This window comes from Chitinophaga sp. Ak27 (assembly GCF_012726295.1).
Classification (GTDB): domain Bacteria; phylum Bacteroidota; class Bacteroidia; order Chitinophagales; family Chitinophagaceae; genus Chitinophaga.
In genome coordinates this window covers 384,219-410,401 of the sequence record NZ_JABAOB010000007.1, presented here as the reverse complement: position 1 = coordinate 410,401, position 26,183 = coordinate 384,219, and the positions used below count along the sequence as shown (strand labels likewise).

23 protein-coding genes are annotated in these 26,183 nt (G+C 47.0%); 11 read left to right on the top strand and 12 right to left on the bottom strand.

What is annotated here, in order from left to right:
• The 6 genes from HGH90_RS23815 to HGH90_RS23790 all read right to left on the bottom strand — a co-directional run bounded on the left by HGH90_RS23815 (position 1) and on the right by HGH90_RS23790 (position 7,388).
• Positions 1–1,410 carry an anthranilate synthase component I family protein gene (locus tag HGH90_RS23815; protein WP_168766232.1) on the bottom strand — a complete coding sequence of 470 codons (1,410 nt, stop codon included), beginning with the start codon at positions 1,408–1,410 and terminating at the stop codon, positions 1–3.
• Positions 1,411–1,645: 235 nt separating this feature from the next.
• Entirely contained in the window at positions 1,646–2,782 is a 1,137-nt protein-coding gene (gene hisB, locus HGH90_RS23810) for a bifunctional histidinol-phosphatase/imidazoleglycerol-phosphate dehydratase HisB (RefSeq protein WP_168766231.1), read from the bottom strand.
• Positions 2,779–3,852: a histidinol-phosphate transaminase gene (hisC, locus tag HGH90_RS23805; protein WP_145672260.1), complete on the bottom strand. Its 1,074-nt coding sequence runs from the start codon at positions 3,850–3,852 to the stop codon at positions 2,779–2,781. The genes hisB and hisC overlap by 4 nt, the downstream gene beginning before the upstream one ends.
• 22 nt (positions 3,853–3,874) lie before the next feature.
• A complete protein-coding gene (gene hisD, locus HGH90_RS23800) occupies positions 3,875–5,158 on the bottom strand; it encodes a histidinol dehydrogenase (protein ID WP_317166172.1) in 1,284 nt (427 codons plus the stop codon).
• Positions 5,159–5,169: 11 nt separating this feature from the next.
• The gene (gene hisG, locus HGH90_RS23795) at positions 5,170–6,024 is read right to left on the bottom strand and encodes an ATP phosphoribosyltransferase (RefSeq protein WP_145672265.1); all 855 of its coding nucleotides are present in this window, start codon (positions 6,022–6,024) and stop codon (positions 5,170–5,172) included.
• Positions 6,025–6,419: 395 nt separating this feature from the next.
• Positions 6,420–7,388 (bottom strand): carbohydrate-binding protein, encoded by a 969-nt coding sequence (locus HGH90_RS23790; protein ID WP_168766230.1) that lies wholly within the window; start codon positions 7,386–7,388, stop codon positions 6,420–6,422.
• 330 nt (positions 7,389–7,718) lie between these two features.
• Here HGH90_RS23790 and HGH90_RS23785 point away from each other — a divergent pair, with 330 nt between their 5' ends.
• From HGH90_RS23785 to HGH90_RS23765, 5 genes are all read left to right on the top strand, one after another.
• Positions 7,719–8,141 (top strand): LexA family protein, encoded by a 423-nt coding sequence (locus HGH90_RS23785; protein WP_168766229.1) that lies wholly within the window; start codon positions 7,719–7,721, stop codon positions 8,139–8,141.
• A gap of 19 nt (positions 8,142–8,160) precedes the next feature.
• On the top strand, positions 8,161–8,655 hold the full coding sequence (locus HGH90_RS23780) for a hypothetical protein (protein ID WP_168766228.1): 495 nt from the start codon (positions 8,161–8,163) through the stop codon (positions 8,653–8,655).
• A 6-nt stretch (positions 8,656–8,661) separates the two neighbouring features.
• Positions 8,662–9,414 (top strand): SOS response-associated peptidase, encoded by a 753-nt coding sequence (locus HGH90_RS23775; RefSeq protein WP_169192037.1) that lies wholly within the window; start codon positions 8,662–8,664, stop codon positions 9,412–9,414.
• Positions 9,415–9,554: 140 nt separating this feature from the next.
• Positions 9,555–10,553 (top strand): TlpA family protein disulfide reductase, encoded by a 999-nt coding sequence (locus tag HGH90_RS23770; protein WP_168766226.1) that lies wholly within the window; start codon positions 9,555–9,557, stop codon positions 10,551–10,553.
• Positions 10,554–10,562: 9 nt separating this feature from the next.
• Complete coding sequence (locus tag HGH90_RS23765; RefSeq protein ID WP_168766225.1) at positions 10,563–11,501, top strand: hypothetical protein; 939 nt, start codon at positions 10,563–10,565, stop codon at positions 11,499–11,501.
• Positions 11,502–11,555: 54 nt separating this feature from the next.
• Here the strand turns inward: HGH90_RS23765 and HGH90_RS23760 are convergent, their stop codons facing one another.
• From HGH90_RS23760 to HGH90_RS23745, 4 genes are read right to left on the bottom strand one after another with little or no spacing between them, the layout of a single operon-like run.
• The gene (locus tag HGH90_RS23760) at positions 11,556–12,893 is read right to left on the bottom strand and encodes an alkaline phosphatase family protein (RefSeq protein ID WP_248277051.1); all 1,338 of its coding nucleotides are present in this window, start codon (positions 12,891–12,893) and stop codon (positions 11,556–11,558) included.
• 11 nt (positions 12,894–12,904) lie between these two features.
• On the bottom strand, positions 12,905–14,638 hold the full coding sequence (locus HGH90_RS23755; RefSeq protein WP_168766223.1) for a RagB/SusD family nutrient uptake outer membrane protein: 1,734 nt from the start codon (positions 14,636–14,638) through the stop codon (positions 12,905–12,907).
• Positions 14,639–14,656: 18 nt separating this feature from the next.
• Complete coding sequence (locus HGH90_RS23750) at positions 14,657–17,974, bottom strand: SusC/RagA family TonB-linked outer membrane protein (protein WP_169192035.1); 3,318 nt, start codon at positions 17,972–17,974, stop codon at positions 14,657–14,659.
• A 21-nt stretch (positions 17,975–17,995) separates the two neighbouring features.
• Positions 17,996–18,997: a FecR family protein gene (locus HGH90_RS23745; RefSeq protein WP_169192034.1), complete on the bottom strand. Its 1,002-nt coding sequence runs from the start codon at positions 18,995–18,997 to the stop codon at positions 17,996–17,998.
• A 214-nt stretch (positions 18,998–19,211) separates the two neighbouring features.
• Here HGH90_RS23745 and HGH90_RS23740 point away from each other — a divergent pair, with 214 nt between their 5' ends.
• The 3 genes from HGH90_RS23740 (at position 19,212) to HGH90_RS23730 (ending at position 21,073) form a co-directional block, all read left to right on the top strand.
• Positions 19,212–19,730: an RNA polymerase sigma-70 factor gene (locus tag HGH90_RS23740; RefSeq protein ID WP_168766220.1), complete on the top strand. Its 519-nt coding sequence runs from the start codon at positions 19,212–19,214 to the stop codon at positions 19,728–19,730.
• A gap of 104 nt (positions 19,731–19,834) precedes the next feature.
• Complete coding sequence (locus HGH90_RS23735) at positions 19,835–19,999, top strand: hypothetical protein (RefSeq protein ID WP_168766219.1); 165 nt, start codon at positions 19,835–19,837, stop codon at positions 19,997–19,999.
• Between the two features lie 93 nt (positions 20,000–20,092).
• Positions 20,093–21,073, top strand: coding sequence for a hypothetical protein (locus HGH90_RS23730; protein ID WP_168766218.1), 981 nt, complete (start codon positions 20,093–20,095; stop codon positions 21,071–21,073).
• Here the strand turns inward: HGH90_RS23730 and HGH90_RS23725 are convergent, their stop codons facing one another.
• Complete coding sequence (locus tag HGH90_RS23725) at positions 21,074–21,472, bottom strand: DUF4267 domain-containing protein (RefSeq protein ID WP_168766217.1); 399 nt, start codon at positions 21,470–21,472, stop codon at positions 21,074–21,076.
• A gap of 59 nt (positions 21,473–21,531) precedes the next feature.
• Positions 21,532–22,113: a Crp/Fnr family transcriptional regulator gene (locus HGH90_RS23720; RefSeq protein ID WP_168766216.1), complete on the bottom strand. Its 582-nt coding sequence runs from the start codon at positions 22,111–22,113 to the stop codon at positions 21,532–21,534.
• Positions 22,114–22,256: 143 nt separating this feature from the next.
• On the opposite strand from HGH90_RS23720, the gene HGH90_RS23715 reads away from it, so the two are divergent.
• The 3 genes from HGH90_RS23715 (at position 22,257) to HGH90_RS23705 (ending at position 26,139) form a co-directional block, all read left to right on the top strand.
• Positions 22,257–25,016 (top strand): sensor histidine kinase, encoded by a 2,760-nt coding sequence (locus HGH90_RS23715; protein WP_168766215.1) that lies wholly within the window; start codon positions 22,257–22,259, stop codon positions 25,014–25,016.
• Entirely contained in the window at positions 25,013–25,762 is a 750-nt protein-coding gene (locus HGH90_RS23710) for a LytR/AlgR family response regulator transcription factor (RefSeq protein WP_169192033.1), read from the top strand. The genes HGH90_RS23715 and HGH90_RS23710 overlap by 4 nt, the downstream gene beginning before the upstream one ends.
• A 107-nt stretch (positions 25,763–25,869) precedes the next feature.
• Positions 25,870–26,139, top strand: coding sequence for a hypothetical protein (locus HGH90_RS23705; protein WP_168766213.1), 270 nt, complete (start codon positions 25,870–25,872; stop codon positions 26,137–26,139).
• Positions 26,140–26,183 lie beyond the last annotated feature (44 nt).

The following is a 26,183-nucleotide window of genomic DNA, read 5'->3' as shown; positions in this document are numbered from 1 at the left end:
CTAAATTTTTTGTGCCAGCAGGATGGCTTGTTTTAAGGCATTGAGTTTGTTATTTACTTCTTCCAGTTCTGAAGAGGCTACTGACTTGGCCACTACGCCCGCTCCGGCCTGATAGTACAGGGTATTCATTTTACTGAGTATGGAACGGATCATGATGGCATGGTTAAAGTCGCCGTTGAAGCCTACCGCGCCGATACAGCCGCCATAGAAGCCGCGGGCGGTGGGTTCGTACTGGTCAATGATTTCCATTGCTCTATATTTGGGAGCGCCGGAGAGCGTGCCTGCAGGAAAAGAAGATGCCAGCAGGGCAAAAGGATTCATGGTTGGATCCACTTTACCGGTTACTTCACTCACCAGGTGAATCACGTGTGAGTAAAAATGTACTTTCCGGTAGGAGGCCACTTCCACCTCGGTAGCATTGCGGCTAAGGTCATTGCGGGCCAGGTCTACCAGCATCACATGCTCTGCATTTTCCTTTGGATCTTCCAGTAGTTTTTCTGCCAGCAATTTATCCTGGTTATCATCCCCGGTACGGCGAAAAGTGCCTGCTATCGGGTGAATGGTGGCCTTGCCATTGGTAATTACAATCTGTGCTTCCGGGGAAGATCCCATTAATTTATAGTCGCCATAATCGAAGAAGAAAAGATAAGGAGAAGGGTTGATGGAGCGGAGCGCGCGGTATACGTTGAATTCATCGCCGCGGAACGACTGCTGGAAAGCTCTGGAAAGTACTACCTGGAAAACATCTCCGCGGAAACAGTGTTGCTTGCCTTTTTCCACCATTTGCATATACTCCTCATCTGTCATATTGCTTTCCTCTGCTCCGGTGGCTGCAAACGGGTATCCCGGCGAGTCTTTGTGGCGTATCAGTGATTCCACCAGGTCAAATTCACTGTCGAGGCCCTCTACCTGGTTTTCACAAAGAAAGAGTTCATCTTTAAAGTGATTGATGGCTATGATATATTGATAGTAGCGGTAACGCATCAGGGGGATGGTATTACCGGCTTGTTTCTGTTTATTGAATTCGATGGTTTCGAAGAACTGTACCGCATCGAAAGTGGTGTAGCCGAAGAGGCTTTGTGCGCCGGGTACGGGGTGTTTACCACTGAAAGAAAAGTTGCCCAGGAATTTCTGCAGTTCATCCAGCACGCTTTGGCTGTTTTTCAGCTCTTTCTTTTCTACCGGCAGGTTGGGATATTTGAATTCGAACTTAGTGGTAGAAGTAACTTCGATGCCGGCAATAGGTTTTACGCAGATAAAGGAATAGCTGTTTTCACTGGCCCTGTAGTCGGTGCTTTCGAGGAGGATGGAACCGGGGAATTTATCGCGGAGCCGCAGATATATCCCCACTGGCGTGAAAATGTCTGCCAGCATCTGTTTCGATCTCGTGTTTACTTGGATGGTACGCATGATATATTGGGTGAAATGTTTGTTTTTCTGTTGAAATAGAAAGGTATAAAAAGCCAGAAGGCCCGCTGTGTAACAGCGGGCCTTCCAAATATATTTCTAAACGAAACATGGCACTGTAACACAGATCAGGGATTGATTCCGTGCCACCACCAATGTTTATTTGTAATGATATTTTGCATAGCGGGACAAAAATGGGTATTTTTTTTATAAAATGCAAATTTTTTTCGCGTGTCACTTATAATACTCCTTTTGTAGATGGCAGCTGCATATTGTAAGGGTTCCGCTTCACGGCCATTTTAATGGCTTTGGCAAATGCCTTGAAGATGGCTTCTATCTTATGGTGCTCATTTTCACCCGTTGCCTGGATGTTCAGGTTTGCTTTAGCGCCATCGGAAAAGGATTTGAAGAAATGGTAGAACATTTCGGTAGGCATCTCCCCTATCTTTTCCCTTTTAAATGCTGCGTCCCATACCAGCCAGTTACGGCCGCCAAAGTCGATCCCCACCTGTGCGAGGCAGTCGTCCATAGGCAGGCAGAAACCATATCTTTCGATACCACGTTTGTCGCCCAGGCCTTTTGCAATGGCCTCTCCTAAAGCAATACCGGTATCTTCTATGGTATGGTGTTCGTCGATATGTAAGTCGCCTTTCGCGGAAATATTCAGGTCTATCGCTCCATGGCGGGCAATTTGGTCGAGCATATGATCAAAGAAACCCAGTCCTGTATGAATATTGGCTTTTCCTGTACCATCGAGGTTCAGTTCGATGCTGATATCCGTTTCGTTGGTTTTTCGTACATGCGTTACCGTTCTCAATCCCAGTTTCAGGAATTCATAGATACGGTTCCAGTCGGTCGATTCCAGCACGATTACAGATTGCAGGGCGGTTACATCATCGCTGATTTCCGCGCTGCCCAGGCCAGCGCCTTCATTGATCCAGATGGCTTTACTGCCCAGGTTTTTAGCCAGTTGTACATCGGTGATCCGGTCGCCTATTACAAAAGAGTTGGCCAGGTCGTAGCTGCCATCCAGGTATTTGGTGAGCATACCGGTACGGGGCTTACGGGTGGGCGCATTATCGGCCGGGAAAGAGCGGTCGATACATACTTCATCGAATTTCACGCCTTCATTTTCGAAGGCTTTCATGATCATATTCTGTGCCGGCCAGAAAGTATCTTCCGGGAAAGACGCTGTACCCAGGCCATCCTGGTTGGTGACCATCACCAGCTCATAATCCAGTTCTGCCGCTATCCGTACCATATTCACAAATACTTTGGGATAGAACTCTACTTTATCCAGGCTATCGATCTGGTAGGTGGGTGGCACTTCTTTGATAAGGGTACCATCACGATCTATAAAGAGTACTCGTTTCATGCAGATACAGGTGTTTCTTTTTTCAGATTAAAAGATTTCAATACTTCCAGCAGGTGCAGGTTTTCGGCGGGAGTACCGATGGTGATCCGCAGGCAACCCATGCACAGCTCTACTTTGGAGCGATCGCGCACCACGATGCCGCGCTCAATGAGGTAGTTATAAATACCTTTGGCATCGGTGGTTTTTACCAGGATAAAGCTGGCATCGCTGGGATAAATTTCCAGTACTTCCGGCAGCTGAATAAGGCCTGCAGAGAGCAGGTCGCGCTCTATCACGATTTCGCGGATCCACTCATTTACCTGGCTTACATTGTCCAGCGCCTGTAAGGCCAGCTCATTGGTAGCCTGGCTGATATTATACGGAGGCTTTACCTTGTTGAAGGTATTGACGATATCTTCACTGGCAAAGGCCATCCCTATCCGGAGCCCTGCCAGCCCCCAGGCTTTGGACAGGGTTTGCAGTACCACCAGGTTCGGGTATTCTGTCAGCTCCTGTATAAATGTTTTCTGACGGGAGAAATTAATGTAAGCTTCGTCGATCACCACGATACCATCAAAGTTGTTCAACAGTAATTCAATGTCTGCACGGTTAATGGAGTTGCCGGTTGGATTATTGGGTGAGCAGATAAAAATCAGTTTGGTATTTTCATCGATGGCCTGTTGCAGCGCAGGGATGTCCAGCTGAAAGTCAGGTGTAAGACTCACTTTGCGTACAATGGCATCGTTGATATGCGCACTTACTTCGTACATGCCGTAAGTAGGAGGGCAGAGCACCACGTTATCCACGCCGGGGTTTACGAAGCAGCGATACAGCACATCGATCGCTTCATCGCTACCGTGGCCGATGAAAATATTTTGTGGTGGCACGCCTTTTATTTCGGCCATTTTATATTTCAGTTTCCACTGCATCGGATCGGGGTAGCGGTTATAATTTACCGGCAGCGGTGATCCGAAATTATTTTCATTGGCGTCCAGGAAAATGGTCGCTTCTCCTTTAAACTCATCCCGGGCTGTAGAATACGGCACCAGTCTTTTTATATTTTCCCTGATCAGGGTATCGAGATTAAACATATCGATTGTAATTAGGTGATTATTATGAGTTGGATGTTTCCAGTTGCTGTAATCTTACGGTCACGGCGTTTTTATGTGCTTCCAGTCCCTCTGCTGCAGCCATGGCTTCGATGGTGGCGCCAATGTTTTGCAGCCCTTCCGGCGAAATCTGCTGGAAAGTGATTTTCTTCACGAAACTGTCCAGCGATACGCCACTATAGGCGCGGGCATAACCATTGGTAGGCAGTGTATGGTTGGTACCGGATGCGTAGTCGCCTGCACTTTCAGGAGTGTAGTTACCCATGAAGACGGACCCAGCATCGGTCACCCTGTCTGCCAGGTTTTCAGCGCCATTACAAGCTAAGATAAGGTGTTCCGGGGCATATGCGTTCAACATATCTATGGCGGTATCGATATCTTTCACCAGGATAATTTTGCTATTATCCAGCGCGGCCGTGGCAATGCCTTTACGGGGCAGTTTTTCCAGCTGGGTATGTAGGGCGTTGGCGACGTTGGTGATGACACTTTCGCTGGTGGTTACCAGTACTACCTGGCTATCGGGGCCGTGTTCTGCCTGTGATAACAGGTCGGCTGCCACAAAATCAGGGATACAGCTATCATCCGCCAGTACAGCTACTTCTGAAGGGCCTGCCGGCATATCGATGGCTACCCCGCTTTTATTGACCAGCTGCTTGGCGCAGGTCACATATTGATTACCGGGGCCAAAGATCTTATATACCTGTGGTACGGACTCCGTACCATATGCCATAGCGCCGATGGCCTGTACCCCGCCGATAGTAAATACTTTTTCAATGCCTACCAACTGTGCAGTATAGAGGATAGCCGGGTGCAGGGAGGGCGTACACAGTATCACTTCTTTACAACCCGCTATCATGGCTGGAATGCCCAGCATGAGGATGGTGGAAAACAAAGGGGCTGATCCACCGGGAATATATAAGCCTACCTTTTGGATGGCCACGGGCTTACGCCAGCACTGCACGCCTGGCATAGTTTCAATTACCTGCACTTTTTCCTGCTGTGCGCGGTGGAAGGTGGTAATATTTTTGGCGGCCTGCTGGATAGCCGCTTTCAGTGCGGGCTCCAGTACCGCTTCTGCTGCGGCAAAAGCGGCAGCTGGCACCTGGATATTTTCCAGGGTTACCTTATCAAATTCGGCGGCAAATTTTCTGATGGCCTGGTCACCATTGTCGCGTACTTCCTGCAGGATGTTACTCACTTTCTGTTCCAGCGCGGAAGTGTCCATTACTGGTCTTTGCAGCAGGGCTGCCCAGGTATTTTTTTCCGGAAACCTAATTGTTTGCATCATTGACTCTTTTATCAGATCACCATTTTTTCGATGGGCACCACCAGGATACCTTGTGCGCCAGCTTCTTTCAAGCTTTCGATGATATCCCAGAAATCATTTTCATTGAGCACAGAGTGCACAGAGCTCCAGCCAGCTTCTGCCAATGGCAGTACGGTGGGGCTTTTCATACCTGGTAGCAGGCCAATAATTTCATTCAGTTTATCATTGGGTGCATTGAGCAGGATGTATTTATTATTCTTCGCCTTTCTCACCGCCTGGATACGGAACAGTAGTTTATCGAGCAGTACCTGTTGCTCAGCTGTAAGTTGGTGACAGGCGGCCAGTACGGCTTCTGATTTCAATACAGTTTCTACTTCTTTCAGGCCGTTCATGAATAAGGTAGAACCACTGCTCACCAGGTCGCAGATAGCATCTGCCAAACCTATGCCCGGCGCTATTTCTACCGAACCGCTGATTTCGTGTATTTCTGCGGTGATACCATTGCGTTTCAGAAAATCTTCTACTATTACAGGATAGCTGGTAGCAATTCTTTTGTTTTGCAGGTCTTTTACAGACGTGTAATCCACCGATTTTTCCACCGCCATGGATAAGCGGCATTTGCCGAATCCCAGCTTCTGTACAATGTTTACCTGTTTTTGTTTTTCCAGTACTACATTCTCACCCACGATGCCGATATCGGCTACACCATCTTCAATGTATTGAGGAATATCATCATCGCGCAGGAAAAACACTTCCAGCGGGAAGTTGGTCGCTTCTGTTTTCAGCTTGTTCACACCATTGTTGATGTCGATGCCGCATTCCTTCAGCAACTTGATGGAATCGTCGTGCAGGCGGCCTGATTTCTGGATTGCAATTTTTAATTTCATCCTGGGTAAAAATAAAAAAAGGGGCTTACCTCTTCGGTAAGCCCCTGTTGATGATGTAATATAGTGATATACAAAAAATCATCCCCTGCCTACCGTGCTGGTAAGATATGATGGTGATGATGTATATGTATGTTTGTCTTCATAATTCGGGTACAAAAATAGTAAGGAAAATGATAAATCAAAGGATTTTTTTTGAATTGTTGTCATCAAATAAATATTAGTACTTATCTATCTCCCGGCAGAATGTTGGTGCTAAAGGATGATACCGGGAAGATGATTATCCGGAAATAATAACCTGGCTATGCTGCAAAAAAAATAACCATAAAAAATAAGGTAAAAACAGAAAGTATCACTTTCCATTTTCACCTTATTTTTCAATGGCTGGAAACTATTAATTAGTTAGGCACATTGGACCATGCAGACCAATCCAGGCCACTTTGCCATGATATCTGTACCATATTGCCATTGGATCCTGGTGCGTAGATATTAAGGCTACTAGTTGACCTTGCAGCTACTGTGGGCGTGCCTATGATGCTACCACCCAGTGTTTGCCAGCCTGACCAGGTATCTGTTACAGCTGCTACAGTATTATAAAGCTGCCCTAATGCATTATCTGAACGCTGTGCGTATATATTTATGGTTAACGGAGCCCGTGAAACGGTAGTTGGACCGGATATGATAGATCCGCCCAGATCTGCCCACTGGTGCCAATCTTCGCCCAATACCCATTTTTTGAGCATAAGATTGTTATTAGCTCCTTTTGCAAATACATATAAGATATTAGCGGCGGTGGCTGCCGTTGCCGGAGCAGAGGTAATCGTTCCGCCCAGGTCCTGCCAGTTTGACCAGGTCGTAGTGGTAGCCATCGTATATCGCTGCATGAGATTATTATTAACTCCCCGTGCAAAGATGTTGATACTTATACTATCCTTACAAACGGCCGCCGGGGCTGAAGTAAGTACTCCTCCCAGGTCTGTCCACGTTGACCACCCTGTTGAATCCGTCCATCTTCTTTCTATGATGGTATTAGTGGCGCTCTTTGCATATATCAATAACGAATGAGTGCCGAAAGAAGCCACTGCAGGTTGTGAGGTAATATTACCTCCCAGGTTTTCCCAGGCAGACCATCCGGTTAGTGGCGACCAGGTGCGGTGTATGAGTGTGTTGGTAACACTTTGCCCGAACATATCCACTACGTTGGTATACTTTCTTGAAAAAGCGACAGGGGAAGATAACAACCGTGGAACTGAATCTATATGTACGGAGTCTGTTTTAGGATTTGGAATAATATCGTCTCCCTTGCTAACAGTACAGGAGTAAAAAGCTAAAAAGCCCGCTAACAGGGGTAACAAAGTTCTTTTCATTGGTATTTGGTTTAAGGATCAAAAAACTATGCTTGCAATACGTAACAGGTATCGTTTCAGAACGCTGTAAAGATATATTTTTAATTACATATTATTAAAAACACTTATCTAGATAAGTATTTTCACCACTTTCGCCTGACGGGTTGTAATATCAAAAAAATCTGACTGCGCCTGGTTTAGCACTTTCTTTACACATTTTGCTGATTTGCTGTTTATTAGCATCCAGCCTGATTTTGCGGCGTTGTAAACGATCTGTTAATTGATTTTTTAAACTAATAAATTTAGTTTTAATTTGCTAATATTATTAGTATTTATTAAAACGATAGTTATATGGAAGAAGCATTGAAACGGCGCGTGTTGGATATAGCCCTGCCGTTTGTTAACACCAGCATACCCGCAGGGTTTCCAACCCCAGCATTGGATTACCAGGAAGAAGAAATAGATCTTTCCCGGATCCTGCAACCTAATCCCAACAGTTCCTTCATCATTAAAGTGAAAGGAGACAGCATGACAGACGCCAATATTCCTGATGGCTGCATGGCAGTGGTAGACCGCTCCATTCGCCCCGGCACCGGTGATATCATTGTAGCGGCGCTAAACGGGGAATATACCGTGAAACGACTGGTAAAAGCCGGACGTAGCTGGGTATTACATCCGGAAAATGCGTTTTATAAGCCGATCGTGATCACGGAAGACTGTGACTTCCAGGTATGGGGCGTAGTTACCGCCGTGATTGTAGATATGCGTAAATAAACCATGAAACCGGCCCGTCATGCATAATCCACTGGCATTATTAACGCCTGAACTGGTAAAGGCCTTACTCAATCACGGCTTTACGTTGTTCGTCCGGCAAAGCTATGCCGCCGGACAAAATGATTTAGATACACACATCAGGGAAGTATTTCTCATTACTCCCTATAAAGACATAGGCAAAGCCAACATCCACTTTCAGGAAATTCGTTTTGACCACCGGAAATATATCTACCAGGCGCACCACCCGGAAGAAATAGATAAATTATATATCGCCGCTTCACAGCCGGAAGGCTACAAAGTATATGTAGCACTGCTACAGCAGGAAGTATGGCAGCCGCCTCTATATATGGACCCGGCGGTAAGACGCTATATTTCTCTCAAAACCAGCTGGAAGCCGGACAAGGATGAAGAAGTGCAGGCAGAATTATACCTGCACTACGGGGAGTTGTATTTTTCCCTGAAATACGCCAATGAAGAAATAAAAGTACCTTTATCTGATATAGACTACGACTAAATTATTATGTGTTACGATATTGCCTTCAGTGCCAACATAGAGAGTATTTTCAAATATCTGCCCCAGCTGAAAGCCGGTGGCAACCTGGATATTCACTTTGACCCCACCTGGCATAAAATCGGGATGTCATACCCTCAATGGCCGGTCATTACACATCGTAATGGCCTGCAACTGGAACAATTCACCTGGGGACCTATACCTAAACTATTAGATACCCTGGAAAAGGTAAAAAGACAACGCCAATTGTACCTGAATGCCCGTAGTGAAAAAGTATTGGAAAATGGCACCATGTGGAATGCTATCCGGCACCAGCGCTGCCTGATACCGGCTACCGGCTTCTTTGAATACCGGCAGATACCCGGATGGAAAAATAAAATAGCTTACCATATCAAATCAAAGGAACAGGAAGTCTTTTTCATTGCCGGCCTGTGGGCGTTGTCCAACTCCTGGGATGTGGATAAACCAGCGCGTATCCCCACCTTTACCCTGTTAACGCGTAACGCCAATCCATTAATGGCGCAAATCCATAATGGCGGCGACAATGCCGGCAGAATGCCGATGATGCTGACAAACGAACTGGCAGATGAGTGGGTTAAGCCGTCTCTCACAGACACGGATATACGTGAAATATTACGATATGAGTTACCAGCCGATCAACTGGATTGCTGGCCGGTAAATTCTGTTCGCAAAGTGAAACCCGACGACGCTACTGTTATTGCCCCCGTGATACACGAAGGGTTGCCTGCTCTCCAGCTATAAGCTACCCCGTGAGCTGCTAACCCGGCTACTAAAACGCTTCACTGTTTACATAAAAATGCGGCTATTTTAAAAGAATTACTGCATTGCCTTCACCCTTTATGCATAGTGCGTTGTCTTACCTCTAATAAATGCGCACAAATATGATTAAAATAAGATATAGCGCCTGCTGTGCGCTGCTATTGTTCCTGCTACGGTTGCCGGGGCTGGCACAAGGGTTTGAAATCAAAGGCGCCGTAAAGGATGTAAAATATGGTAAGATAAAACTGCTGGCGCTGGAAGATAACAAAGTCGTACTGGGGGAAGCCGATATCAAAGGGCATCAGTTTATCGTAAAAGGGAAACTGGATTATCCTCAACCAGTTACCCTTTGCATCAACGGAAATGTTACGCGTGTATTCCTCGAAAACACCCGTTACCAGCTGCAAACGGATTACTTCGGATTGAATGGCCATCAATTACAAGGCGGGCAGCTGAACGCTGAATACCAGTACTATCTGCAGGATATGACGAATCCCTCCAATCCTGACCGTACCAGGGAATTTCTCGCTAAATACCCTGATTCTGAGGTAGGGGCTTTCCTGGCCAATTACTGGGGAAAATACCCCTATTCCCGGGTAAAAGCTTTCCTGGATGCCATGGGCCCTCATGCACGGCGATCCTGGTATGGCAAACTGGTAACCCAACGGGAAGATGTTATGGCGAGATCACAGCCTGGCCGCGTAGTACCCGATTTCAAAGCCCTGGGGGCAAATGGCGATACCGTTAATTACAACCGCTTCCGTGGCAAAGTACTCATGCTCGACTTCTGGGCTTCATGGTGCCACCCCTGCCGCATGGAAATACCCCATCTCAAAAAGGTATACCAGACCTTTCATGAAAAGGGTGTGGAAATTCTCAGTATTTCCGTCGATGCCGTAGATGCCGCCTGGAAAAAAGCACTCGGACAGGAGCAGATGCCGTGGCCGCAGGCTCGCGACCCCAAAGGATTTGATGAAAATGGCTTCCGCAAAGTATTTGGATTCGGCTTCGTTCCCTTTGCAGTGATCATAGGCGCCGATGGTAAAGTAGTTACCGTATGGGACCGCACCGGGAAATCGTTGGAACAATTGCTGGAAGAAGCATTGGCACAAACCAAATAAAAAAGATCCATGAAATATAGTCTTCTATTATGGCTGCTTGCAGGATGGGGCCTATCTGCTACCGCGCAACGGACAAGTATACAAAATCAGCTGACCGCTATGCGCAAAATAGCTGCTGATGGCTCCCGGGACAGCGCCACTGCCAGCAAAGCTGCCATCAAACTATTGCCGCAGCTGGATCCAGACAATCCACTGCTGGCCAGGCAAGGGAATGACAGCATCATCAATAGCTACCTGGACGGCTTTTTTGAGATGCGCCACCTGGCAGGAACTGCCACCAACTTCGACAACAGCAGCGACATGCGCCTGAAATATGTGCTTTACAATGTACAGAGCGATCGGGTAAGATGGGCTTATTATCAACGCGTAGCTGCCGAGCGCACCGCTCTTAACGATGACTACAGCATACTGAAAGAAGTGAAAGCCGACCTGGCGTTGGTAGTACCGGCACGCCAGCGGATGAAATACGATTCCTTGTTCAGTATCTGGTACAATGTACGCCAGGGCGAGCCGGCGCCAGCGTTTACTTTATACAATAGCCAGGGAGGACGCCTGCTTACCAATGCTCCCGGCGAAAAGATGTGGGTGATTCAAACCTATGCTCCGTCAGATACCGCCAGCATGCGCACTTACCGGAGCTTCTGCGCCCTTGCGCAACGATTCGCCAAAGACACCAACTTCATTTTTATTGGCGTTAATCTACAGCATGGAGCTGCACCCTCCACTATGCTGCCACAATATCACCTGTCGCCCGGGGATATACCGGCTTTCCGTCGCTTATATGCTATCCATGGCAACAGCCGGGGCATGATTATACGTAATGGCTATTTCCAGATGGCTACTATCCCCGATGCACCGGAAGATATGCTGGCACTGCTCCTGCAGTATAATACCAATATGCACTATCCGGATACCGAACATGGAGAAACAAGCATCAACGTAGAATAAACAAAAAAGGGATGGCATCTGCAGCGGATGCCATCCCTTTTTACGAGAACGAAATTATTTTTCCAGCACACCTGCCGGTACTTTACCATCCGTTTTTTCCAGTAATAGCCCCAGCAGTTGCGCCACTACCGGCGCTACATCCATTACGCTCATTTCTTTTACATGTCCACCTTTAATGATCCCCGCGCCATAAGCAACGAAGCCGGTTTGTATCTCCTTAAAATCCGGGAAATAACCATGGGTACCCCCTTTAGCACTTTTCACCAGGTTGCCTGCAGCAGCGCCACCAATGGTTACGCCTGGCGTAGCAGCCAATGCAAAAGCCGCATGAGGATCAGCCCCTGCCGCTTCCACCTGCGAATGACTGATTATTTTAAACAACTGACGTTGTTCGGCAGGCAACTTCTGTAAGATGTCCAGTACTTTATTACTGGTAGCCACATCGCGCTCCTCTTTCAGATGAAGAAAAGCTGCCCCCCCGGAAACATGGAACTGCGCTTTCCAATCGCCTGTGGCAGCATTATTTAACAAACCATTTTTTGCCAGTAAGATATTGGGAGAAAAAGTCTTATTGATATCCACAAAGCCGTGATCGCCGGTTACCACAATGGCTGTGCGTTCGTATATTCCGGCCCGTTTCAATGCCTCTATAATAGTGCCTAACGCCCTGTCGGCGCCGGCTATCGCCTTTCTCACCAAAAATCCATCCCTGCCCTGCTCATGTTCGTAATGATCTGTGCAGGCCAGGTGCACTGTGGTAAGAGCAGGCTTATAGGTGGCGATAAGGTAGGCCGACATGCGTGCTACATTTTCATCCATAATCATCTCCCCCTCTTCCATGGTGAAATCTTTTGGCCCCAGTTTACCTGTAGCATGTTCCTGCACTTCCTGCCACAACGAAAGCGGCTTACACACACGGGCCATCAGCTCCCGCCGGTCTTTTTCACCTATGGCCCACACATCGGGAATGTTGTAATCGATAGGCGCGCCTACCGATACCGGCCAAATTACGTTAGCCGACTGCTTACCAGCTTTATGCACAACATCAAACAGGGTAGGCACTTTGATACTGTCGTAATAAAAGTACCAGACACCGGTAGCTCCTTTAGGCTCAAATGGCGCATTGTAATAAATACCATGCCTGGCAGGCGTTACACCCGTGATTAAAGAAGTATGATTGGGATAGGTAACGGTAGGGAATACACTATTCACCCCATCAGCCCAGACGCCGTTGTCCTTCATCATTTGGAGGTTGACCATCCCCCAGGAAGGATCTGTATAAAACTCCGGGCGAAAGCCATCGATCGTAATTAACACTACATGATCAGCGCGTTGCGCAAATGAATATCCACTCATTAGCAGCAAGAGTAATAAACCAGTTAATCGTTTCATGTTTTTCATTATTATTCCCATCCTTTGTTTTGTAATAATGCAGGGTTCAAGGTCAGATCGTTTAACGGTATAGGATATACGTATTTATAATCTTCCCATTTTCTGTCGATATTATCCAGCCAGATAAGATTACCGCTGGCACCGGCCGACAGCCGGGTTTGGTCGTCATCTATGAGGAAGTAATATACGCCCGGCACTTTCGTAGCAGGAGTTTTCTTTACAAAAGAAACATCCGGTTTACCATCTTCATTCAGATCCATCAGTACATCCATAGCAGGCACATACAATCCTACATAAGGTTTGGCCAGCAGCTGGCCCAGGTTCCAGCGTACGAGGTCATAAAAGCGGAAACCTTCCAGGATCAGCTCAACACCCCTCTCCCGGCGGATTTCCAGTAATACCGGGTTTAAATTACCGTAAAAATTATCCCGGAGATAAGGATCCGCTGTTAATGGCAGATCTGTATTTCTCAGACCGGCACGGGCGCGCAATGGTTTGATGGTCTGGTTCCAGTCGGCCGCCTGTAAGGTGCCCTCCAGTTCTGCTTTCGCCTCAGCCTTATTCAGTAAAACTTCCGCATAACGGATGATGGGAATAGAATTATAGTTTTCTGCTACCCCATCGGTCGCCTTGGCGTCCAGGGTAAACTTTAGTGGTTGATAACCGGTATAGGTATACGTAAAATCCGGTGGCGCGATCTGTCCATCGCGGTTATATTTGCCCATGCGGATGGTTTGTTGCAAACGCAAATCCCTGTTCTTTACTTCTTCATTGAACGGCAGGTTATCGAAGCCGGGCTTGTCGGTAAAGCGGCTGCCATCGATGTTCAGGTAAGTATCTGTAAATGTTTTGGTGAGACTGATCCTGTTACCATAAGTGGCGCTGGTAAAGAACCAGTTGGCATCATTGAACACGCGCAGACTTTTATTACATACATAGGCCAGTATAATTTCGCTGGCATTTGGTGTTTCATTGATAAACAGGCTTCGATAGTTCATGGTGGCATCTCCAGAGGTATTCAGGGAATACTGTCCGCTATTGATCAGCTCATCTGCTGCACTCAGCGAAGCTTGCAGCCACCTGGTGGCATCCGGCAGATTCAACTCCGGGCGGTATTTACGGAAAGTACCTTCAAACAGGCATACCCGGGATTTAAAGGCCAATGCCACCCATTTGGTTACCTGCGAGGCCGTATTATCCTTTTTGGAGCGGATATTGGCACAGGCAAAATCCAGGTCGGCCAATACGCTATCCATTACGCTTACGCGGGGATCGCGGCCTTTATACAGATCAGGATCGTTAATAGACATGGTTCTGCTATACCAGGGCACATCCCCGAAGCGTTTTACTTTTTCAAAGTAGAACATAGCCCGGAAGAAGCGCGCCATACCGGCAAAATGATTCTTCGCTTCCGTAGGAATATTGGCTTGATTGTAATGCTCAAGGAAGTAATTAATGTTGCGCAGATCGCCCCAGCTCCAGCCGGTAGAAGATGTGGAAGAATACGCGCCCGGACGGATATATGCGTTCACGTCTTTCCCAGCCATATAATCGCTCATCACATCTCCCCTGATAATGGCATTTCCATCAGGTAATATTTTGTAGAAAGAGTTGGCATACAGCTGCAGGTCTGCTTCCGTATTAAACGCATTCTCCGGACTTAGCTTATCAAATGGTTTCAGGTTCAGGTCCTTTTTACAGGCGGTTGCCGCCAGTACCAGCAACAGATAAATATGCTTTTTCATCTTGGTAAACATTAATCATTAAAAAGTTACACTCAGACCTACAGTGTAGGTTTTCAACATCGGATAGGCCATGCCGTTACCGGCGCCTATACCACCTGCGTTGTTGTTCAGCTCAGGGTCAGAACCTTCAATTACTTCCGGGTCCAGTGTTTTCATGATACGGTACATAGGTGACCATGTCCACAGGTTTTGCCCGGTAAAAAAGATGCGTGCATTTTTCATCTTCACCCTGGATATCCATTGCTGTGGCAGGTTGTATCCAACAGTGAGGTTTTTGAGTCGGATATACGCTACATTTTGTACGTACCTGGATTGTGGTACTGTTAACTCTGCATTGGAGTTAAGCGCCGTGTAGCCTCTGAACCGGGGGAAGTAAGCATCACGGTTGGTTTCCGACCAGCGGTTATCCATAATTTGTTCGGGCATCCAGCTGTAAGGACGGTTGTACTGTCCCCAGAAAAGAGAGGCATCCGTACCAGGCCACCAGTCGCGTTTACCTATGCCCTGAAAGAAAAAGCTCAGGAAGAAATTATTCCAGTTAGCACTGCCGGTGATACCAAAAGCATAGCGTGGTTCTGAATTACCGATAATGGCCTGATCGCCCGGATTATCCAGCCTGCCGGTACCCTGGTCTATCTTTTTGTTGCCATCAAGGTCTTTGAACCGGATATCGCCTGGCATCAGGGTATTGGCATTGGATACCCGGATGAAGGACTGGTTTACGTCATATTTCGCAATTTCGTCGGCGCTCTGGAAGTAGCCATCATTTACAAATCCCCACATATCGCCTACGCGCATCCCTTCATAGTAAGTATTGATCAACTTGGTAGGATTATTAAACCGGGTAATGAAAGACTGGTAGTCAGACAATACTACGCCCACGCTATAGGCCAATGGCTTGCCGCCAGCCTGAAACTGATCGGCCCAGTTCACCGACAATTCCCATCCTTTCGTTTTCAGGTCCGCATAGTTTCCTTTAGGTACACTGGCGCCAAATACAGCCGGCACCGGTAGTCCTGCAGTAAACATATTGGTGGTATAGCGGGTATATTTATCGAAGGTTACTTTTAACCGGCTGTTCAGAAAAGCTGCATCTACGCCGCCATTAAGGGTGGTAGACTTTTCCCAGGTGAGGCCATTCGGAATTACGTTGGGTTGTTGGGTATAATCCGGAAGGATACCATTGATAGACATCGGTAACTTGCTCACCGACATGGTTTGCAAAAACTGGTAAGGATTGACGTTACCATTCCCCAGGGCGCCATAGGACATTCTCAGTTTAAGGTCGCTCACTGCTTTGGGCGCAATGTGCCAGAATCTTTCTTTAGATACCCTCCATCCTGCGGAAGCAGAAGGGAAAAAGCCGAATTGCTGGGACTGTGGGAACTTGGATGAACCGTCGTAACGGCCATTCACTTCCAACAGGTAACGCTCATCGTAATTGTAGTTTAAGCGAAAGAAACCGCCCAATGTTCTCCATTCATAGCCGCCGCCGGTGAGGGTATAGTTCAATCCATTCATCAGCGAAAAATCGGGCATGCTGGCATTGATCAGCCCATCGCGCTGGAAATACCTGGATTTGAACAGGGTGTTTTCATAGTTATAGCCCACCAGTATTTTAAACGTATTTTTTGCCAGCCGCTGTTCATAGTCGGCATAAAAGTTTAACCCGGTGTAAGTCGTTCTGTCGTTTTCTTCATTCATCTTGCTTTCGCCGCGCACCAGGGTTTCACCTGGCTTCTTGCTGTAAGGCACGGGTGTATATAAACGGGTTTCTACGCTGGATGTATAAGCATAGGTAAAGTCGCCGTTTACATGCAGTTTATCATGCAGGAAGGAAGTGGTAAAACGGGAGGTATTCCTCAGCAGCAACTGTGTCTGATCAGAATAATTATTACCAGTTAAGAAACTCCCAAATACAATCGCGGCGTTTTCCGTGAGGGATCCATCAGGATTTTTCAGCATAGCAATAGGAAATGCCTCATCGGAAATCCTTCTCCAAACGGGCGTATTGCTGGGATGGTTCAGGATAGGAAAGAAATAAGTACGCTGGGAGAAATCGAAATTATTTTCCAGTTTCAGCCAGTCGAATGGCCGTACTGCTCCTTTGGCCCGCACGTTATACATTTTGTATTTATCGGGGTTGTAACGGAAAATACCATTTTGTGCCATGTACCTGCCGGAGAGGTAGTACTCCGACTTGGCATTACCACCGGATGCGGTCAGCGTTTGTTCAGTAGATGGGTTTCTGTCGGCATACAGTTCCTTGAACCAATCGGTATTACCATAGTATACATAGTTACCGGTGGTGGGATCGATATCTGTTTTAGGCAGGGATGGGTCGTCGTTACGGCGTTTTAGTTCGTCGAGATAGTCGAGCGAAAAAGGGAATACACTGTTGGCTTTTGCCGGATGCGATTTATAGTCATTCCATGCATAGTAGGCTTCGTCAAAATTTTTGGCCCATTCGTACCCGTTAGTAACAAATTTAGGTTTGATGGTACGGTCGTTCAGGGAATAGTTGCTGGCATAGGTGAGCTGGGTATTATTTTTCGCCGGGCTTTTGGTGGTAATCAACACTACGCCAAAACTTCCCCGGGCGCCGTAAATAGCGGCGGATGCGGCATCCTTCAGTACCGACACGCTCTCAATATCATTCGGATTGAGCAGGTTAGGATCACCGGGTACACCATCGATCAGTACCAGGGCACTTCCGCCGGCACCAATGGAGGTGGTTCCCCTTACATTATAGGTAGCGCCCCGGATAGGCTTTCCATCTGTCATGCGGATATTCAGGTTGGGTAATACCCCCTGTAAGCCACGGGTAGCACTGGTCATGGGCCTGTTTTCAAACACTTCTTTGCCCACCTGGTCTACGGCGCCTGTGAGATTTAGCTTCTTCTGTGTACCATATCCCACCACTACTACTTCCGTGAGTGCTGAAGAAGATTCCTTCAGCACTACATAAATAGATTGTTCTTTTTGTGGATCGAGGCTATTTTTGACGATTGTTTGGGTTACATATCCTACATAGGCTATGGTGAATACAAATGGTCCTTGCTGATGTGCATTATCGAAAGTAAAAACGCCGCGGGCATCTGTTACGGCAAAGCTTTTGGTGCTGTCGGCGCCGCTTTTCATCTGTACAGAAGCGCCTGGAACGGGCTGTCCTTTTTCATCTTCAATCAGCCCTTTGATCCACGCCTTTCTTTGGGCCTGGGCCGGCGCCAGGTGGATAAAAGCCAGGAGTAGCAACAGGCAGAAAAATTTAGCGTAGTGCTGCAGGTGTTTAAAGGGCAAGGCTCCGCCCTTCACTAGCAGGTAGCGATGTGTCATAAAGCGCAAATATTTAGTGAGTTATTTTTTCTCTATCCGGTAACCAGTACTTGTTGATATTATTTTTAAATCGTGCAGCATGGCCATGCGATGCAGTACCTGTGCCAGCGAGTCGGTGCCCCGGATCATTCCGGAAAAGGCAATATCCTCGAAGACGTGTGGCTGGTGGCTGATCTGTATATGATATCCTGCGGCAATGGAATCCAACACGGCAGATAATGGTGTTTGATCGAAGGCGGCGGTAAAGCCCTGCAGAGACCCGAAGGCGATGACCGGTGTCACTACTGACCGGGCTGGTTGCGGCTGTACACGGGCAATACCTGTGGTGATATTACAGCTTAGCTGTTGCCCCGGTTGCAGGTAGCGTGTTTGCGTAATAGACTTTACCATTACCTTACCGGTATGCAACAGTACTTTCACTTCCCGGTGCGCGGAATAAATGGTGAAGGAGGTGCCCAATGCTGTGGTGGCTATGCCCTCGCTGATAACGGTAAAAGGCAGCGGCGCGTTGCGAACCACATTAAAAAATCCTTTCCCTTGCAGCCAGATAGTTCTGTCTTTGGCGCCAAATGGTGTAGCGTAGCGGATGGATGCACTGGGATACAGCACTACCTGTGAACCATCCGGTAAATTGAGCGCCTGCGGTTGGGCCAGCGTGTTTTGTACCACGGTGGTATCTGGTGTGGATGGCTTTTTTTCTGCTAATACAGGCCGTATAGGCGATGACGTTATTCCTGATATCCACCACATACCCAGGGCAATGACAACAACAGCGGCAGCGGCGGCAGTTATCCAGCGCAGGTAATGCACTTTCTTCCGGGCGCCTATACCGGCAGCAATTACCTGGTACATATCATCGGCTTCTTCGGCTGTAAACAAGTGCCCGTCCGGGTTTGACTGTTGTTCATACCATTGGTGATACGCTGCCTGTTCCGCATCAGTAGCGGTACCATCCAGGTATTTTTCCAGTAAATATTGCAGGCGCGATGGCGTCATCAGCATGGGTGTTTGTATACTTATCACTTCAACCGCTATTTACCCCCATCTGATTTTCATCAAAAAAGCGGAATTCATATTTAGTTAACATTGGAGCAATGTTCACTATAAGTTAACATACAAACCCTGCCCCAGTAAATATCTTTGCACGCAAAACTATATTCTTATCTACCCGGTTGATCATCATACTTGCAATGACTTATGGCAGGCAGCCAGGAACGGCAACACAAAAGCGTTTGAGTTGCTGTACCGGGAGCTGGTGATTGTACTCAGCAACCAGGCGTTCCGTGTATTAAAAGACCGGGAACAAGTGAAAGATATTATCCAGGAAGTATTTATCAGTTTATATACGCGGAGAGATGAATTACCCGAAGCCGTGAATATCGTCGGTTATCTTAACAATGCCGTAAAATATAAAGTATCCAACCAGCTGCGGAACCAACTGCTTAAAGAAAACCACCACCAGGCGCTCATCCGCCAGGCTCATCAGCAGGAGGCGGCACCAACTGTTCACCTGGAACAATATGAGCTGAAAAATAAAATTGCCCGCAGCATTAATATCCTGCCACAGAAATGCAGAGAGGTGTTTATGCTCAGCTATTACGGTAATATGGGCTACAAGGCGATTGCACAGGAAATGGGTATCTCTGTAAAAACAGTGGAAAAACATATGAGCAAGGCGCTACAGGTATTGCGCCGGGAACTGAAAGAAGAACACTATCTCAGTATGCTCCTGGTAGCTGCCAGCACCCTGATCTAGCCCTAAAATTAAAGCAATATTATATCCCTCTGGTATGGTGATTGTGGCATATTATAACGAACTTTGTATCGTTCAACCTATTGTTACACCAAAACGTTACTGATATGGCACACGTAGAAATTCATCACAAGAGGAAGAGCAACACCACCTGGATATGGATGATTATCATACTGCTTACGTTAATGGTCATTTTATTTGCATTGATGCGCAGTACTGATAAAGTGGCTCCATCACCTATTCCGCCAGCCAATACTGCTGCAAAAGCCTAGAATACCGGTCCGGGGAGCATTTGAACGCCCGTATTTAGCACATCACTACTTAATATTTAAAATATTATGTTTTATTTGTGCCAAATAACCGGGATGAAATACTTTTTGTGGTACTGTTTTCTGCTGCTTCCCTTCATTTCGTATGGACAGGAATTGACTTCCTATCGCGATACGGTACATAACTTTTCAGTGGGTATTCCTGCCGGGTGGGAGGTGATGCAGGCGCCTAAATCGTCGCCTGTAAAACTTCTGGCAGGGCGGATATCTGCCGACAGCACCCATCGCATGCCAGAAAAATTTAATGTAACTATTATTGATGCGCCCAGGTCCAACCTGTATGCGGAAGTAAAGAAACTGCTGAATTATACCCGTCACAACCCCTATTTTAAGCTGGTAGATTCCAGCACTATCGTCAATAAGGGGAAAAGGCTGTTCCGGATGGATGAAATACACCAGGAACCCAATATTCCAGATACCTTCTTCGCCAGCATTTTCGTGTCTTATACCAACAACAAGGTATACCTGCTGACGGCATCTACCTTATTGCCATTTTCAGCCGGTTTCCGGCCATTATTTCACCAGGTGGGCGCCTCATTCAAAACAGGTAAGGCCAGCCGGAAAGAACGCCTGAAAATCGCTTTCCCAGCCACAGAAAAATGGAAGACCATTGTAGATACCGATGTGGATAACCTGGCTACGCGCCAGTTGCTACCGGAAAACGAAACTCCGGATAACTGGACCCAGCTGCTGAATGAAATGACGATGGAACAGGGCCAGGTAGCTAATATTGACCAGGCCATTAAAAGCTTTACGGGGGCTGCCCTGCAGCAATCGCCCAATGCTACCGTGACTTTACTGGCGAAAGAAAATCTTCCCAAACGCCGCTGGGCATTATTTAAAGTAGAAAGCCCGGTATCTGCAGTACAAACGCCCCAATCGCAGTTATATTACGTCATGCAGGGACCAGAAGCATTTCATGTAGTATTTATTGCGAGAAAGGAGTCTTACCTGTTGCCATCCTTTATCAAAACCTGGGGAGATATTTTCCGGAAAAGCCAGGTGGTATACGAATAACTAAGCCGGCAGGATTGCCTTACGGCCGGAAAACCAGGTTCCGGCCGCAGTAATAGCAATTAAAATAATGGCAATAATATGCGGCATGGCCGTCATCACGTTGCCATGCGTAGCCTGTAATACCAGCGTCATGTCTGTAAAAGGAACCATGACACCCATCAACAGCACCACTACCAGGGCTTTTCTTTCATTCATAGCCGCCAGTAATACGATGACCATACCGGTAAACAAATCGCGGATACCTTTGATGTAATGAAATGAGTAATCTCCATTTTCCTGGAAATGCAAGCCGAACCCAATCTCCCCTGCTTCCGGCTGTATCAGGAATTTTAAACCAATATATACCAATATTAACCCGGAACAGATAGTGAGATACTTAAAGAAATTTGAACGTGTCATAGCCAATAGTTTTATAACACAAATTTCCGTCAGGCAGACAAGGATTTCGTGCACCCAGGTTAATTAATTCCTTTTGCCATTCTTTTCCGGATCCGGCTAAGCGATTGTGGTTTTACACCTATATAAGACGCAATCATATACTGTGGAATACGATGTTGTATGCCCTGAAACATTTCAAAAAACTCGTGGTACCGTTGCTCCGGTGTTCCCGTATAGAGGGAAGTAATTTGTTTCGCCGACCTGATAAATACGTCTTCTATAATGAGCCGTCCCATGCGGTCACCTTCCCGGAAAGTGTCGTACAAGCGCTGCAAATCTTCCGCGGAAATGGTCCACAAGACAGTGGGCTCCACCGCAATAATACTTTTGGTAGAGGCCGTACGGGTGAGCATACTTTCGTGAAGCCCCACCCACTCATTTTCGCAGGAAAAATACAAGGTTACCTCTTCCCCGTTATGGTTCGTTAAATACCTGAGCAGCCCCTGTTCTACGAAAGCCACGCGGGTTGCTACCTTCCCTTCCTGCAGGAAGTATTCATTTTTCTTCAGCGTCACCCGTTTAACGAAATCAGGTAACATTTGTTCCTCCTCTTCCGATAAGCGGATCAAATACTTAATGGATGCGACTAGTTGCTGGTTCATAGGTATCAAATGTATAAAAATTATCAAAAGACCTGTTTAGGTTATATATTCACCGGATATTCAGCCAGATTTACCATTTGCTCAATGGGCAAAAATAGCGTGTACTGATACCGATAGCTTTGGCATTATAAACCTATAGTATCATGAAAAGGACTTATTATCTATTGCTATTGCTTTGTATCCCTTTACTGACAGCGGCAGCAAAACCACCAGGTTACCTGGCATTGCAGCCTGGTGACTGGTTTGAGATGCAGGTAACATTTGGACCTAAAGACGGTCCCTTCCCCATACTTCCTTCTCCCTATCTTCCCGAAGGGTTCGGGCCCGCCAAAGGAACCACCTCTTTCCTATGCAGCCGGCGTTACACCTTGAGATACCTTCTGCTACACCAATTAGCCAACGGCCACCAACAGTACCGAATTTCCCTGGAAAGAGTAGCCAATTTCGCCCAACCGGATCTCTCGCAAAACGGCAACCGCTATTTACCCACCGGCTGGATGGGATACGACAGTTACTACCCTTCCTACATACAAGGGCTCTCGCAAAAACCGCCTAAAGATGTGTTTACACTGGAGATTACCCCTGAAGGGAAAACCGTATCGCTGTTGGAAGATTCCCTCCTCCAACCAGTCACCATTACGATGACCAATTATGGTCCTGCCACCAACGCTGCCAGCAGCATGCTCATAACCACCCCTGCTATCAGTATAGTGGACGTGCAGGAAAATATTCAACATATAATGGCATTACGTACCCGGGAAAAACTGCCGCCGCTGTTTACACCGGTGAGTAAAGGTGGGTATTCACAGCTATTGGTGGGGGCATCTTACGTCCCGGGTGGTAATACCCTGGTAAAAGGCAGTATTGAAACTAGTTCTAAAGCATTGACCCTACAACTACCAGATAGCACCTATACCATTCCGGTAAAAGCCAATGGCGAGTTCCTTTGCCCTTTATTGCTGAAAGCCCCGCAGGAAGGGATGTTACTCCTGGACAACCGCAACGTCCACATTTTCCTGACACCGGGCGATACCCTGGCCATAGCCTTCGATAAAACCGGTGCTATGACGCTGAATGGCAATGCCGCTGTTAATACCCGGCTGTCTGAAGCAGTGAATGGACTCTACTACTACCGCGACCAGGTAAAGCCTATCCAGATGATGACCAATATCCAGGAGTGCATGGATATACAACAAATAGCCACCGATAAATTTAATGCACTACTTCAGCAGTACCGGGACAAAGCATCGCCGGTATGCGTGGACTACTACCAAACTGCCTGGAAATACTACATCGCCGGCGAACAACTGCTGTTCCTGAATGTACGCGGCTACCAGGCCGACCGTGCCCTGGCTTCGTTCCAGCAGATCCCAATTTCTGTTACCACTACTATGGATACCTTGCCGGTAGCCCTTTGTCCGTACCCACAAAATAATTTTTATAAAATTTATATAGAACAGCTCCTGCAATACCAAACGGCGCATATCAGCTACGCCAGCGGCGGCAAGGCCCTGTTCAACAATTTTTACGACGACTTTTTCTCAGCCGTCTCCATATTGAAAGGTTACCCGCTTTATTACAGACTTGCCAGTAGTATCAATAAGGAGCTGATGCAGAAAAGCTGGACAGAAAATCAAAGACTTAAACCTTATTACCAGGATTTTATACAAAACTGTGGCGACAGTATACTAACAGCACCGGTGGTAAAAAACTGGCAGTTGATGGATCAGTGGGCGCCCGGAAATAATTTACCTTTCAGCAGATTACCGTTGCCCAATGGCGGGTATACCACATTACAACTTTCTCAAGACAAAATTACCTGCTTGTTATTCGACCATGGCAGCCCGATCCAGGACACCGCTTTTCTTTCCTTCTTGAAAAGGCATCCTGAAGTGCATTTCATTTACCTCTGGATGCAAGAACCGCATACTACGGCGCCACAAAGAAGGGATAGCCTGTTTCGCACGCTGGCTCATGTAACCAGCATTGAAATAGCTAACAAAGGCGATCAAAACTATGCTGCTTATGGCTTAGCCAAAATAGGCAACAATAATTTTGTGGTGTTGGATAAATGGGGGCGCATTGCCGACGATCACGTTCACAGCAGTTATAACAGCTGGCATGAACTGGAAGAAGCTTTTAAAGCGGCAGAAAAAATTCCCCGTTTTTCCGCCGCGCAAAAAGCAAGTTTTTTGAACGTTGCAGGATGGAGCTTAGGCTCTATCCTGCTCACTGCTTTAGCGGGCGCCTGTTTTTACAGGATCCGCATACGCAGGCTTCAACAAGGCGCTGCCCTGAAAGCGACTATCCGCGACCTGGAAATAAAAGCGATCCGCTCCCAGATGAATCCACATTTTATCTTCAATGCGCTCAACTCCATTCAATCGCTGATCAATACCGGGCAATTTAAAGCGGCCAACAGCTACCTGGTAAAGTTTTCTCAACTATTAAGAAGTGTATTGCATAATGCCGAAAAAAATACTTTGCCCCTGTCTGATGAATTGGCTACGATACAACTATATTGCGAACTGGAACAGCTCCGGTTTAACTTTAACTTTGAGATGACGGTAGATCCTGATATTGAGCCAGACCTGCTATCGATACCCGGCATGATTATCCAGCCACTGGTAGAAAACGCGATTGTACATGGTATTGCCGCCAAGGGCGCCGCCGGAATTCTTCAAATTAAAACGACCAGGCAAGATAGCGTCTTACGTATCAGTATATACGATAACGGAAACGGTTTCACCACCGCTCCTGCGGATACTGCACAACATAACGGCATAGGGCTCAAACTGGTAAAAGAACGGCTGCAACTGTTTACTACACATACCGGCAGTCTCCAATTCAGCAACGGCACCGGCACTACGGCACTATTAATCATTCCAATTGAACCGGCATGAAAATAAAGAGTATCATTATAGACGATGAAAGTAAAAGCCGCGAAAACCTGCGGGTGCTACTCAGTGAATATTGCCCGGCCATTGAAATTGTGGCGGAAGCTGAAGATGCCGCCAGCGCTTTGAAACTGATCCGTCAACTGGAGCCTCATCTGCTGTTCCTCGATATTGAAATGCCCGGAGGATCCGGATTCCAGTTACTACAATCATTGCCAGCCAACAGGAACTTTGAAGTCATATTTGTAACCGCCTACGATCAATACGGCATTGCTGCTGTAAAAGCCTGTGCCATTGATTATGTGCTGAAGCCGGTTGATGTGCTGGAATTATCAGCAGCAGTAGAAAAAGCAGTGGCACAAATTATTCCCCAAAAAGAAAACAGCCGTCTACGCGAGCTAGTTGCCAACATGAGCAAATCTCCTGCGGAAAGCCGCATTGCATTCCCTCTGGCCGACAAAATTATTTTTGCTTTACCTACTGAGATCATACGGCTGGAAGCAGACGGCAACTATACGCATGTATATATCGCCGGGCAAAAAAAATTAATTGTCTGTAAAACATTGAAGGAGTATGCCGACCTGCTGAGCAACAGTCATTTTATCCGTACTCATCAATCCCACCTCGTTAACAGCCACAAAATAACTGCCTGGATCAAAACAGAAGGAGGCGCCATTTCTATGGAAGATGGCAGCCTGGTACCTGTTTCCCGTCAACGCAAAGAGGAAGTATTAAAGCACCTGGTGAAATAAATCGCCGCTATTGTGTATTTCTTTACGCACCTGTAAAATCACTATGAATTGTAAGTCAACCACTTCTACATGGTGCAGTGTTTGGAGCTGATCCTATAAAAAACGTTATGCAAAAAATACCTGAAACACCTGGACCATTGCGGGACAATGACCTGCAACCGGATGACGTGGTGCTGAATCAGCAGCAGCCCGTACCGCCCAAAGGCAACCAGGACGAGCAATCGCGATCATCCGCCGACCGTTCGGAAGAGCTGGAGGAGGAAGAATTGGAAGATGAACAGATAGATGATTTATTGGAAGAAGAGCATATTACTGATGAAGATATCAATCCTACTTTTCCGGAAGAAGATGATGCCGAGAAAGGCCCCATGAAATGATAAGATATAAACGGATACAGGCAAGTAGTGTTGCCTGCATCCGT